The organism is Caballeronia sp. SBC1, from assembly GCF_011493005.1.
Lineage (GTDB): Bacteria > Pseudomonadota > Gammaproteobacteria > Burkholderiales > Burkholderiaceae > Caballeronia.
Window position 1 is genome coordinate 382,481 of record NZ_CP049157.1, and the last position, 12,954, is coordinate 395,434.

At 58.7% G+C, this 12,954-nt stretch carries 13 protein-coding genes and 1 pseudogene; 9 read left to right on the forward strand and 5 right to left on the reverse strand.

Annotated features, from left to right (window positions below):
• Positions 1-33: 33 nt before the first annotated feature.
• Positions 34-723 carry a GntR family transcriptional regulator gene (locus SBC1_RS19650; RefSeq protein ID WP_241202155.1) on the reverse strand — a complete coding sequence of 230 codons (690 nt, stop codon included), beginning with the start codon at positions 721-723 and terminating at the stop codon, positions 34-36.
• A 195-nt stretch (positions 724-918) separates the two neighbouring features.
• Between SBC1_RS19650 and SBC1_RS19655 the strand changes: the two genes are divergently transcribed.
• From SBC1_RS19655 to SBC1_RS19675, 5 genes are read left to right on the forward strand one after another with little or no spacing between them, the layout of a single operon-like run.
• Positions 919-1,734, forward strand: coding sequence for an IclR family transcriptional regulator (locus SBC1_RS19655; RefSeq protein ID WP_165098567.1), 816 nt, complete (start codon positions 919-921; stop codon positions 1,732-1,734).
• 43 nt (positions 1,735-1,777) lie between these two features.
• Positions 1,778-3,088, forward strand: coding sequence for an MFS transporter (locus SBC1_RS19660; RefSeq protein ID WP_165098564.1), 1,311 nt, complete (start codon positions 1,778-1,780; stop codon positions 3,086-3,088).
• Between the two features lie 19 nt (positions 3,089-3,107).
• Positions 3,108-4,127: a ketopantoate reductase family protein gene (locus SBC1_RS19665; protein ID WP_165098555.1), complete on the forward strand. Its 1,020-nt coding sequence runs from the start codon at positions 3,108-3,110 to the stop codon at positions 4,125-4,127.
• Positions 4,124-4,876, forward strand: a complete 753-nt coding sequence (locus tag SBC1_RS19670) for an SDR family NAD(P)-dependent oxidoreductase (RefSeq protein WP_165098551.1) — start codon at positions 4,124-4,126, stop codon at positions 4,874-4,876. The genes SBC1_RS19665 and SBC1_RS19670 overlap by 4 nt, the downstream gene beginning before the upstream one ends.
• Positions 4,877-4,903: 27 nt before the next feature.
• Positions 4,904-5,812 carry a polysaccharide deacetylase gene (locus SBC1_RS19675; RefSeq protein WP_165098547.1) on the forward strand — a complete coding sequence of 303 codons (909 nt, stop codon included), beginning with the start codon at positions 4,904-4,906 and terminating at the stop codon, positions 5,810-5,812.
• A gap of 73 nt (positions 5,813-5,885) precedes the next feature.
• Here the strand turns inward: SBC1_RS19675 and SBC1_RS19680 are convergent, their stop codons facing one another.
• Positions 5,886-6,632: a glucose 1-dehydrogenase gene (locus SBC1_RS19680; RefSeq protein ID WP_165098544.1), complete on the reverse strand. Its 747-nt coding sequence runs from the start codon at positions 6,630-6,632 to the stop codon at positions 5,886-5,888.
• 152 nt (positions 6,633-6,784) lie between these two features.
• Positions 6,785-7,012 (reverse strand): annotated as a pseudogene (locus SBC1_RS39955) (methyltransferase); the annotation flags it as partial.
• A gap of 693 nt (positions 7,013-7,705) precedes the next feature.
• On the opposite strand from SBC1_RS39955, the gene SBC1_RS19685 reads away from it, so the two are divergent.
• Positions 7,706-8,572: a lipoprotein signal peptide gene (locus SBC1_RS19685; protein ID WP_241202154.1), complete on the forward strand. Its 867-nt coding sequence runs from the start codon at positions 7,706-7,708 to the stop codon at positions 8,570-8,572.
• Between the two features lie 57 nt (positions 8,573-8,629).
• Here SBC1_RS19685 and SBC1_RS19690 read toward each other — a convergent pair whose 3' ends face one another.
• A complete protein-coding gene (locus SBC1_RS19690; protein WP_165098540.1) occupies positions 8,630-8,929 on the reverse strand; it encodes a helix-turn-helix transcriptional regulator in 300 nt (99 codons plus the stop codon).
• A 510-nt stretch (positions 8,930-9,439) separates the two neighbouring features.
• Here SBC1_RS19690 and SBC1_RS19695 point away from each other — a divergent pair.
• Positions 9,440-10,450, forward strand: a complete 1,011-nt coding sequence (locus tag SBC1_RS19695; RefSeq protein WP_165098537.1) for a GlxA family transcriptional regulator — start codon at positions 9,440-9,442, stop codon at positions 10,448-10,450.
• Positions 10,447-10,992: a G/U mismatch-specific DNA glycosylase gene (mug, locus tag SBC1_RS19700; RefSeq protein WP_165098534.1), complete on the forward strand. Its 546-nt coding sequence runs from the start codon at positions 10,447-10,449 to the stop codon at positions 10,990-10,992. Before SBC1_RS19695 ends, mug begins: the two co-directional genes overlap by 4 nt.
• Here the strand turns inward: mug and SBC1_RS19705 are convergent.
• The gene (locus SBC1_RS19705) at positions 10,953-11,885 is read right to left on the reverse strand and encodes a LysR family transcriptional regulator (protein WP_165098531.1); all 933 of its coding nucleotides are present in this window, start codon (positions 11,883-11,885) and stop codon (positions 10,953-10,955) included. The genes mug and SBC1_RS19705 overlap by 40 nt on opposite strands.
• 354 nt (positions 11,886-12,239) lie before the next feature.
• Here SBC1_RS19705 and SBC1_RS19710 point away from each other — a divergent pair, with 354 nt between their 5' ends.
• Positions 12,240-12,914, forward strand: coding sequence for an antibiotic biosynthesis monooxygenase (locus SBC1_RS19710; RefSeq protein ID WP_165098507.1), 675 nt, complete (start codon positions 12,240-12,242; stop codon positions 12,912-12,914).
• The last annotated feature ends 40 nt before the right edge of the window (positions 12,915-12,954 follow it).

The following is a 12,954-nucleotide window of genomic DNA, read 5'->3' on the forward strand; positions in this document are numbered from 1 at the left end:
GGAACTAACTCGATAACTAACTCAAGAACTATCTCAAGCCTGTCCAGGCTCCTGCCTGAATTTTTCGACTACCGATTTCTGGGCTGCACGAATGTGGCATGTCATGACGGCTTCGGCCCATACGGCGTCCCGGCTCTCTAATGCATCCACAATCTCGATGTGCTGACGCGCGCTGCGCGCGCGGTCATCGTCGCTGTATATGTCGAACGTCCACTTGATGAGCGGCACGTCCTTCATCGACCTGAGCGATTGATCGAGACGCCCGTTCCCGGCCGCCCCGGTGATGATGTCGTGGAAAGTCCGGTTGGCCGCGAACCATTGCGCCGCCAATTCGGGCGTGATCGGATGCTTCGCAATTTCAAGCATTTCATCCGCCAATGCGCGAAGGGTCGCAAGCTCCGGGGCTGCGATGCCCGATGCTGCACGCCCAGTCAGATAAGGCTCGATAAGAACCCGAGCCTCGAAGATCTCTTCAACATCGCGTATTGACCAGCTTTTAACGCGTACGCCGTGATTGGGTTTGACCTCTAGCCAACCCTCGGCCCCGAGCCGGCGAAATGCCTCACGCACCGGTGTGCGGCTCACGCCCAACCCGCGCGCCAGTTGCTCCTCACGGAGGTATTCACCGGGCGCATATCGCGTTTCCCCAATCGCTCGCTTAATCGCGGAATAGACGTCGTCTGCCGACTTGTTAGTGGACTGAGCGGGTTCAGTTGTATGCAAAATAGATCCTGGATTGCGAATTTGCCAGCTTGGCGGCTGACATGTTCAATTATTGTATGCAATTCACGATGACGTCCGTTACCCGGGATTTCCCGCAGCACTCGGGCACACGCAATGGGTACGTATCGCGAGCCCCTTGACGAGCATATTTTCACCATTTACGCTAATTCACATATCTGCAATGAGTTCCTATATATGAACGATTCGGTTCGCTCCGCAGCGAGAGTGCTCGATCTCCTCGAATATTTCGCGGCGGCTTCGGAAGGACTTGCATTGACCACCGTATCGACCGTGTTCGGCATGCCGAAGAGCAGCACGCTGGCCCTCTTACGCACACTGCTCGTGCGCGGGTACCTGGTGCGCGACGAACGCGGGTTGTACAGCCTCAACGACGCTTTTCGCAGCCGTGGTTTTGGGTGGGGAGGCGATCTCCTGGCCCGGCTCGTCGCGGTGACAAAACCGGCCATGGATGCGCTCTGTGCCGAAATCGGCGAGACAGTCATTCTTGGCGTGCTGGGCGACGAAGGCTGCATCAGGTTTCTCGCGAAATCGGTTGCGGCTTCCGTCGTCAGATACGACGTCGACCTGAGCAGCGTCAGCCCGGCTTACTGCACGGCGATCGGGCGGGTGTTGCTCTCTCCTCTGCCGCGCCATCGCCGGGATGCGATCCTCGCCGCGCAGCCGCTCGAGAAGGTGACACAGGACACGGTAGTGGACCTGGACAGGATCAACGTTCTCATCGACGGCGCAGCGGCAGACGGCTACTGCATCGTCCAGGAAGAGTTTGCTGTGGACGGCATCGGGATCGCGATGCCCATCTTCGGGCCCGACGGCACAGCATTGGCGGCGCTCGACGTGGGATGCGTGGCAAGTCGCTTCGCAGCCAAGCGAGACAACATCATCGCGGCCATGCGGGCTTGCATTGCCGGATTACCTCCGCAATTTTCATCGCAGTTTTCCAATCACCCATCAATGCAAGCCGCAACGACCGAACACTCCGGCGACGACTAAGGAAAGTGTCCGACACGTGCGTCGTTCTTCAGGAGCCACGCGTATGAATCAAGTAGATAGCCCGGTAGCGAATGCAGTGTTCGTCGCCGATGCACCTCCGCTGCTTCAAGCTCGCCGCCAATTGATGGCCGCGATGATAGGTAACGTTCTGGAGTACTACGATTTCGTGGTGTACGCGTTCCTTGCCGCCACGCTGGCCCGGAACTTCTTTCACAGCGGCGGCCTTGGCGGGTTGCTCGCCAGCTTTGCGGCGTTCGGTGTCGGATTCCTCGCGCGCCCTGTCGGCGGGGCACTGATCGGTAGGATTGCTGATGTTCAGGGCAGGCGAGTGGCATTGCTGATCACAATTTTTGGCATGGCGCTCGGCACGGTGGGTATTGGCCTGTTGCCAACCTATGACAGCATCGGTATGGCTGCGCCGGTCATGCTGGTGGTCCTGCGCCTGATTCAGGGCCTCGCCGCCGGGGGCGAATGGGGAAGCGCCACTTCGTTCATCGTTGAATCCGCGCCCTATGCCAAGCGCGGTCTGTACGGCAGTTTTGGCCAGGCTTCGATCGCTGCGTCGTCGCTTGTCAGCAGTGTCGTCGTCGCTATTGTGAGCGCATCGTTCACTGCAACGCAAATGGAGGAATGGGCATGGCGCCTACCCTTCCTGATCGGCGGAATTTTGCTGCCCATTGGCATCTACATGCGCCGCAATATTGCCGAAACGCCGGCTTTCGTCCAGGCGCAGGCGGAGCCGGCTAAAACGACGCTACTGCCGAAGGGCGCGGCGTTCGCCATGATGAGCAAGGCATTCGGCTTCACCATCATCTGGACGGTCTCGTACTACGTAATGCTTAGCTATATGCCGACCTTCCTGAGCAAGTACGCAGGACTTACGCCAACACAGGCGCTTATGTCAAATTCAGGAGCCCTACTGGTTCTTGTTCTCGCGACACCGTTGTTCGGCGCTCTGTCGGACCGTATTGGGCGCAAGCCGCTCCTAATCGGCTGTTGCGCCGGTTTTGCATTGTTATCCTATGCGTTATTTCATGTGATTCTCAACGGTGCCTCGTTTGTCACCATTCTCGGCGTGCAGATTTTCTTCAACCTGTTTATCGCGGCTTTCTCAGGGTCCGCGCCTGCTGCGCTGTGCGAGCTGTTTCCCACGCATTCCCGCACGACGCTGCTATCGATCGGTTACAGCCTTTCGACCGCGATCTTCGGCGGCTTCGCTCCCTTCATCGCGACCTGGCTGATCGGCGCGACCGGCTCGCCTATCTCGCCTTCGCTGTATCTGACGGCGGCCGCGATCATCTCGGGGCTGGTCATTTTGACCTTCCGGGAAACAGCGCATGAGCAACTCCTCTAACCACACAGGAATCAATCCGATGGGTAAAAGAATCTTGATCTGGGGCGCCGGAGCGATTGGCGGCACGATAGGCGCGTATCTTGTCCGCGCGGGACACGCTGTGACGTTCGTCGATGTGGTGGCCGAGCATGTGCAAGCCATTCACGACGAGTCGCGCGGCCTGCGCATCACAGGGCCGGTCGACAATTTCACCGTTACCGCGCCGGCATTTCTGCCGCAACATCTCGAAGGCACTTGGGACCGCATTTTCCTTGCGGTGAAGGCACAGGATACGGAGGCAGCATGCCGTGCGCTCGCACCGCATCTTGAGTCTGATGGCTACGTGCTGTCGCTGCAGAACGGCCTTTGCGAGAAGCTCATCGCGAGCATTGTCGGACCGCAACGCACTGTAGGCGCCTTCGTGAACTTCGGTGCGGACTGGATCGGGCCAGGCGAGATCCTCTATGGCAACCGTGGGGCAGTTGTTGTCGGCGAGATCGACGGCGCAATCACCCCGCGCGTGCGGCAACTGCATGCCGACATGCAGGCGTTCGAACCGGACGCAATCTTGAGCGATGACATCTGGTCTTTTCTATGGGGCAAGTTGGGTTATGGGTCGCTATTGTTCGCGCAGGCGATCGGCCAGCTTGGCATCGCCGATTGTCTTGCACGACACGAACTCCTGCCGCTCTGGCGCTCCCTCGCAGGTGAAGCAATGCAAGTAGCGCACGCCGAAGGCGTCAACCCGCGCGGCTTTAACGGCTTCGACCCGGCAGCGTTCCGGGGTTCAGCCACCGAAGCCCAGGCACGCGACAGCGTCGCCGCCATGGTGGCGTTCAATCGGCCGAACGCAAAGACTCACTCCGGTGTGTGGCGCGATCTAGCGATACGCAAGCGCCGCACAGAGGTGGACATGCAGCTCGCGCCGGTCGTGGAGATCGGCCGTTCGCACGGCATTGACTGCGCGAAGTTGCACGCACTGGTGCAAATGATCCACGAAATTGAGAACGGCGACCGCCCGCTCTCTGATGACAACCTCAACGAACTGCTAGGCGTATGAACATCTCATTCGAAGGGAAAGTGGTAGCTGTGAGCGGTGCCGCGATCGGCTTTGGCCGTGCCATTGCGAAGCGGTTCGCTTCAATGGGCGCGATGGTGTTCGCCTGCGACCTGAGAGCCGATGCGCTCGCTGAGCTCGCCCGCGACGGTATCACAACGACCAAGGTCGATCTGACTGACCGAGCTGCCGCGGCGGCATGGATTCAAAGCGTGGAGGAACGTGCAGGAATGGCAATCGATGTGCTCGTCAACAATGCGGGCGGCGTGGCGGGGCAAGCGCATCGACCAATCGAAAAAGTCAGTGACGACGACTGGAACCGTTTGATTGAAATCAATCTGGGCGCGTCGTTCGCGCTAAGCCGTGCAGCTGCCCCGGCGATGAAACGCGCGGGCAAAGGGGCGATCATCAATATCAGCTCGGGCGCTGCGTTGCAGGCATCGTTGACCGGCGTCCAGGCCTATTGCTCGGCAAAACACGCGGTGCTGGGACTCACGCGGCAGCTCGCTCACGAACTCGGTCCGCATGGCGTTCGCGTCAATAGCGTCGCGCCGGGTTTCGTGCGGACTAACGAAGCAACCGAGAAGCAGTGGGCCGCTTTCGGGGAGGACAAGCAACGCTCGCTGATGGAGGGCATCGCGCTGCGCAGACTCGGCACGCCTGAAGACATCGCCAACGCCGTCATCTTCCTGGCTTCCGATCTTGCCAGCTTCGTCAATGGACAAATTCTCTCGGTCGACGGCGGCCGCTAATCCGCATTCACTCGCAAGGACTGAACCATGAATACACCAGCATCATCGGGACACGCGCAGGAACCGTGGCAGTGGGCAGACGAAACATGGCGTCAGATCGTGAATCAGGCGCGTGCGGGCCGCGCGCTGCGGCCGACGTCCTGGCCCGGTGGCGCGAAGTGCGCCGTGGCCCTCTCGTTCGACAGTGACCACGAGACGAACGAACTGCGCGATGGCGGCAAGTCGATCGGGCGGCTCAGTTGGGGGCAGTACGGAAGCCGCGTCGGCATGCCGCGAATTCTCGAGATCCTCGATCGTCATCGCGTCAGGGCGAGCTTCTATGTGCCGGCGGTCGCCGCGCTGCTGCATGAGGACGAGCAGCGTCGCGTTGTCGCCGAAGGGCATGAGATCGGAATTCATGGCTGGATACATGAATTGAACTCTATCCTGCCTTACGAAGCCGAGCGCGACCTGATGCTTCGCGCAGCGGATACGCTTGAAAAAATCACCGGCATAAGGCCGGTCGGGTTGCGTACGCCGTCGTGGGATTTCAGCCCGAACACGCTTGCAATCGAGAAGGAGATGGGACTTCTCTACGACTCGTCGCTCATGGCGGACGAGGATTGCTACGAGCTATTGCTTCACGGAGAGCCGACTGGCATCGTGGAACTGCCGGTGGAATGGATCCGCGACGATGCCGTCTATTTCAGCATGCATCGCTTCCAGTCACTGCGGCCCTACACGCCACCCGCCGACGTATTCGACATCTTCCGCCGCGAGTTCGACTATGCCTACGAGACCGGTGGCCTGTTCCAGTTGACGATGCATCCGCATGTCATCACGGCGCGTTCGCGGATCTGGATTCTTGAAGAGATCATCCGTCACGCGAAATCGAAAGACGTCTGGTTCGCGACCCATGCGGAGGTCGCGGCTTACGTAAAGGCACATGCCGGCTGAACAATGGTTCACTATCCCGACGCGCCCGGCTTGGACCACAGCAGTCCGCGCCTGGCACATTCACCCGTCCTGATCAGCGCATGCCGCCACTCGCAACAATCTGTTCACCCGTCAGCCAGCGTGAATCGTCCGACGCAAGAAAGACTGCGATCGACGCAATATCATCCGGCTGACCCAACCGGCCGAGCGGAGTCTGGGCGAGCGCCCACGCATCGAGGTCAGACCCGATTATCCCCGAGCTTTGCGTACCCTCGGTCACCACTACGCCCGGATTAATCGAGTTCACGCGGATTTTCCGTGGTCCGAGTTCACGCGCCAGCACACCGGTGATAGCGTCGACCGCGCCCTTCGTGCCGCTATAGACGGCACTTGAAGGCGGCGTAATACGGCTGACGACCGAACTGACATTGATGATGCTACCGCCCTCGCCCAGATGACCCACGGCGGCCTGCGTGGTAAGCAGTACGCCTAATACGTTCGTATTGAACTGTTTGTGGAAGTGTTCTTCGGTGATCTGCTCGATCGGCGAGAATTCGTAGACTCCTGAATTGTTGACCAGGATATCGAGGCGTCCAAACGTGTCGATAGCCGCATTGATAATGCCTTGCGCATCCGCTGCCTTCGAAACGTCGCCGCCGACGGCGACTGCCCGGCCGTCCGCTGCGGTAATGGCCGCAACAACGGCATCGGCGCCCGCTTTGCTGGTTGCATAGTTGACGACTACCGAAGCGCCCTCTGCTGCGAGTGCCTTGGCGATAGCGGCGCCGATGCCCTTGGACGCGCCCGTGACGACGGCTACTTTACCTGTGAGCTTGCTCATGATCGTTTCCTTGAAGAGAGTGGGTACCGTGCAAAATGACTGGCTGTTTCTGGGCCAATCGACTTGCGTGGGTGCAAATGTAGACATCTCTTCGGCCGCGATAAAGCGGCGCAAAACGAATTGACTGGAGGGATTTCACGAACAATCGAAGGTCAGAATATTTTGACCGAGAGTTCCGTACCCCCCTTGATGGGCAACCTGACGGACAGAAAGCCATTGGAAGGATCTCGAATGAATTCGACATAGTCCGGGTCGCCGTTATCGTTCATCAAGAAGCCACCCACTCTAAGCTCCGGCGGCACGATCTCGATAACTTGCCGGGCCAGCGACGGTCCCGACCTTAGCGGCCAGCCATCGATGAGCGCGAAATCGACAGGGCCGCGTCGTATCCAAAAAACCGTGGCTGTTGCAAGATCGAAAGGCCCGGATGCACCTCGCTTCGCCCGGGATCACAGGAGCGCTCCCCGAAGCATGGCGTAGCGTGTGCGATGCCATTGATGCCATTGCGCAGGCCCCTGGAATCAGGCCGTTTCAAGCGCGGGAATATTGTGGACAAGCGAGGACTAGCTAACCGCGGCCATTTGCTGTCCTTCGAACAGTTCTGCAAAACGACATCGGGATAACCTGAAGGTCGCACGACACATCAACTTCATTCCGCTGTGAAGCGCGCGCCCTGCCCGCGCCACAGAGTCGAGCCGCCCGTGCCTCGGTTGGCTTATGTCTTATCGTATGACCTCGTTGCAGCCCGGCCACACCGTCGTCGCTCAGGCCTGTCGTACGTTGCCACGGTCCGCTAAACCGGCAGGGTTCACGTACAACGCAAGTTAACTGGTTGTCGGGAGGACGAAAAAATGGAAACTTCTCTGCTGACGAAACGTAGATTGATCCGTCCTGCAATGGCACTCCTGTGCTGCTGCTTGAGCACGTGGTCTGCGATGACGCGCGCGCAAACCAATCAGCCTGGCGCTCCCTATCCTGTCGGGATGAAACAGCTGGAATACGTAGACACGGCACAGGGCAACCGACACCTGGCGCTCACGCTATTTTACCCAGCTATGCTTAGCAAATCCGACATGCCGTTACACATGATTTTCTTTACCAACCTGCACCTCTACAAGAACGCTCACATGGTGTCAGACAATGTGAAGCGACCGCTCATCATGTTCTCGCACGGGCATGGCAGCAATGGGCTCTACTACGCCTGGTTTGCTGAGTTTCTGGCGTCGCGCGGATATATTGTGGCTACGCTCTATCACTACCGCGCCAACACTTACGACGCAACGATCATGTACACGAGGAGTAAGCTCTGGCAACGCCCTGTCGACATCAGCAAGGACATCACGTTCCTCCTGAACGATAAAGCCTGGGGACCGCATATCGATCCGAACCGGATTGGCGTCGCCGGCCATTCGCAGGGAGGCTTCACGTCGCTCTGGATTGGTGGCGCAATGGTGAACCCGGACAAGTACCTCGCGTACCAACGTCGCTGGAAGAACAACGAGTTGGTTCCGGCGTCACTGCGCAAGGGGTTGCCGGTCGATGCCAGGCCTGCGCTCAAGGTGTACGACAGCCGTGTCAAGGCGGTTTTCGCGATGGCGCCAGGCGACTTGCCGGGTTTCGGAATGGACGAGGAAGGGGTTGCTCAACTGAAGGTGCCCGCCTACATCATTGTTGGTGCGAGGGACACACAGGCGCCGCCCAAAGAGAACGCCCAATTCGCGGCCAAGTACGCTCCCCGTGCGCAACTGGATGTGATGCCAGGCCTTGTCGACCACGAAATCTTCACCAACGAATGCGATCAGGAAGGAAGGGACACGTGGCCGGAATCGTGTATAGATGCGCCGGGCGTAGACCGCACCAAACTGCACGAGTACATTGGAAATGCCGCGCTGAAGTTCTTCGATACCAACCTGAATGTTCAGCGAAGCCCGCTGAACTAGTCGATCTATAACAAGGTATGCCTAGGTGACCGACACCTCAGTCGATAAAACCGGCGGCTACAGGTGCAACCTGATCTGCACCGCAAAGGCGCGAATAACGTCTTCATTTCGCGATAGAAACATCCACTGACCAACGCGGGTTGAAACAAGCAATCCCGCCTCGATCAATGCCGCGACGTGCGCTGATACGGTCGATTGAGATAGCCCACTGAGCGCGTGGATTGCATTTGACGGTACCCCGCAGCCCAGATCGACATGTCCTTGCAAAAAGTATTTGTTCGGCGTCTTTAACCACCTCAAGACCTCGCGTCGGAACGGGTTCGCGAGCGCCCTATAAATTAAATTCTCGTCAATCATAGATTTCGACAAGCACCACGATAGAAGCTGAACAAACAGGCAGGAGTCGCGAAGCAGCGACTCATGAATCCGTCCTTGGGTTACCGCCCCGCATCAACCTGGAGCGCGACGTTTGAAGGGGTGGCTGTAGCCGCATCCACGATCCCCCAAGTCTAGTCAGCCGGCAGCGGAGAGGAACACATGGATGTGGCCATGTCGGGCCAATTAACGCGAGATTTGGGCCAACGCAGGGCCAACGCAGGGCCAACGGTGCTGCTGCGGTAAGGTCGTACGTTTCGTTGCGCTGCACCCGGACGCTCGACGCTCATTTCGCACCGCTTGAGCCCAGACTCGTTACACAGACGCAAAAGACTCTTACCGGCTAGTGCGTCCCCGTTTTTAGACTATTGCGGTAACCTAGGCCATCGCTCGTCACTACAGGTCAACAGGCTTGGTCCAGTCGTTCGGTCTCACCCCGACGGAATCGCCGGTATTGGGAAACGGGCTTACCCACTCCACCAAGGTCACGGCATGAAAGTCGCCATTGTCATATTCGATGGTGTGCAAGCGCTCGATGTTGCGGGCCCCCTCGACGTGTTCGCGGAAGCAAACACGATCCTTTCCGAACAGCAGAAATATGAAGTCTGCCTCGTGGGCCCCCGGGCCGGTACCGTGACCTGCTCGAACGGGATGGGGCTTTCCGTTCCGTTCGGATACGCTGATCTGGACACGCAATGGGACCTGCTACTGATCGCAGGAGGGCCGCAATTGCCCGACGCTCAACTGTCAAATGACTTTCTGGCGTGGCTGCAAAATCAGGCAAAAAACGCGACACGGTTCGGCTCCGTTTGCACTGGAGCATTCGTGCTCGCACATGCGGGGCTGCTTGACGGCAAGGAAGTGACAACTCACTGGGCGGACGCGGGCCGTCTCGCCAACGAATTTCCGCAGGCGTGTGTGCAACCCGACAAGATCTTCGTTCGCGACGGACGCCTCTTTACCTCGGCAGGCGTCACGGCTGGCATCGACCTGTGCCTGTCGCTTGTCGCCGAAGACTGGGGACACGAGCTGGCAGTGCGTGTCGCAAAGCGTCTTGTCGTCTATATCCAGCGGGAAGGCGGGCAGTCTCAGTACAGCCCCTATATGGGAACTGGGCGGGACGAAGATCCGATTATCGGCAAGGTGTACCGGTATGTGACCGAGCATATAACCGATGCGCTGTCGATCGAACAGCTCGCGGGCGCAATTGCAGTGAGCCGACGGACCTTCTCGCGATTATTTGCGAAGTATGCAAAGGTGACGCCATCCGTGTTTGTTGAGCAGGTTCGCGTCGACAGCGCGAGGAAGTTGCTCGAAGACTCAGATGCACCGCTGAAGACCGTAGCATTTAAATGCGGCTTTCGCAGCGCCACGCATATGCGCACGACTTTCTCCCGCCGGCTGGACGTAACACCCAAGCAATATCGGCAACGATTCCGCGGCGAGGCAGGCAAAGAGCCGTGGGCTGATAACGCTGCTGGCAAGCAGGTGTCCTATCAATGACTGTCTCATCTGTCACTGACGTCGATTCCCAACAATCTCTTCCTGATCTTCTTGAACCGGGCTTGTCGCTAATATTCTGCGGCATCAATCCAGGCATGCGGGCGGCATCGACAGGTCATCATTTTGCGGGCAGGAACAATCGGTTCTGGCGGGTCATGCATCTTGCGGGCTTTACTCCTGAACAGATTCGTCCCGAAGACGACCGCACGATTCTTCGATATGGCTGCGGTCTCACAACAGTCGTCGCGCGGCCAACAGCACAGGCCGCCGAGCTGTCGCGATCGGAGATTGAACTGGCCGGCGATGCTTTTCGGCGGAAGATCGAGCACTACGCACCGCGGTATGTCGTTTTCCTTGGGAAGATGGCGCTCTCGGCGATCTCCGGCACGCGCAATATCGATTGGGGACCACAAACCAAACCATTCGGCGGCGCCCGCGCGTGGGTCTTGCCCAATCCAAGCGGACTGAACAGGGCGTTCGATCTCAATGCGCTGGTGGCCGCCTACCGGGAAGTCCGCATTGCAGTAGCGTCGCCGCCCTGAAGATGCGCGTTGTTGCGCAGTGTCTCGGTCACGAATTCCACGAAAGCGCGAATCTTGCCGCTCGCGCTTCGCCGTTCCACATGCAACAGGCTCACCGGGGTCGACTCTGGCTCGAATGCGCTCAGGACAGGTTGGAGCCTGCCATCGGCTACCTCAGGAGCCGCCTGATACGACAGCAACTGGATTATCCCTACACCGTCGACGGCGGCGAGCACGGCAGCGGCACCGAGGTCGACAATCATCCGGGGCCGAAGCCTGACAGGCAACCTCGAACCGTTCTCGTTGAACACCCACTCAAGCGGCAGCGAGACGCCCGTGAAGGACACACAGTGGTGATTGGCCAGATCCCTGGGGTGAAGGGGTTCCCCGTGCGCGGCGAGATAAGAAGGAGCCGCGTACGTTCGACGCCGCACAAAACCCAACGGAACAGCGAAGGTCGAGGAGTCGCCGAGATGGCCGACACGGATGGCAATATCCACACCTTCCTCTAAAAGCCGCGTGGTTCGATCGGCGTACACCGCATTGATGTTGACGTCGGGATAACGCAGCGCGAACGCGTTGACCAGCGGAGCGACATAGCGCTGGCCAAACAGGACCGGTGCGGAAATAGTCAACGTACCCACGGGATTGAGTTGATCAGCCGCAATGGTTGCTTCCGCATCCGTGATGGCGTCCAACACCTTCCTGCAGGCTTCGAGGTAGGTCATGCCTGCATCGGTCGGACGAACCGTTCGAGTCGTCCGGGCAAGCAGAGGTGTGCCAAGACGGGATTCCAGCGAACTGACCGCCCGCGAGACCGCGGCGGACGACATTCCGACTTTGTCGGCCGCGCCCGTAAAGCTGCCTCGGTCGACGATGGCTACAAAAATCTCCATCTCACGCAATTTATCCATTTCGCTTCCCACCCTTATCGGCGCGTCTACACGTCGTGATTCTATGCGTTGTGATCCGCATGGTGACGATCCACGTCATCTAATGATTCAAGGAAGATACTGAATGTTCAACGCTGAAGTCTTTTGAGCTGGCAGGTAGCGGCTTTTTATGATTTTCCCGCGTCAGCGGAGTTTGCCTTATCAGTTGGCAAAGGACTCTTTCAGGTAGTGATGGTTATAGAGGGCGTCCATGGCCGGTTGGCAAGATTCATCAATTCATTGGCCCAATACCTCACTAGCCTGAGCTCCTATGAATGTGGCTGATCTTGGACAATGACTACACGCCGCACAACCAACCAAACGAACGAGGTGCTCATGTTTTCCGCGATGCTTGAAGTTCACCCCATACCCGAACAGTTCGACGCGTATCTCGGCATGGCCAAGATGCTGCGCCCCGAACTCGAGAAGATTGACGGGTTTATCGACAACAACCGCTATGCAAGTCTCTCGCGTAAGGGATGGCTTCTTTCGCTGTCGAGCTGGCGCGACGAGAAGTCGCTCATCCGCTGGCGTACCCAGACGACGCACCACAAGATCATGCAAGCTGCGCGTGACCGGGTATTTTCCGACTATCGCTTGCGCATTGGCCAGACCGTCAGCGATACCCAACTACCCGCGGGACAGGTCTTGCTTGAGCAACGCCTGGATGTCACTGAGGTGGGCCAAGGCACGGCGGTGACGCTGCATGACGGAAAATTCTCGCCGGAGTGGGTCAAGCAGAGTAGCGCAGAAATGGTGGCGAAATCACTTGGAGTGGATACAAGCGCGCCTGGCCTCGTTTCCTGGGACGTATTCGACGCACTGATGGCACCGGGGGACGTGATCGCGGTGGTGACGTGGCGCGACCATAAGGCGGCTGTTGCGTTGGAACGCAATGAGCCGACGGCGGATGCTTCGCGCCTGCGCAATATCCGCATCATCCGGGAATATGGAATGTTCGATCGCCGGGAAGCACCGCAATACTTTAAAGAGGTGCAACCTCAGGCGTAAGCCGGTCGCATGCCGTTACGAGTGTTGGAGGACCGTCGCT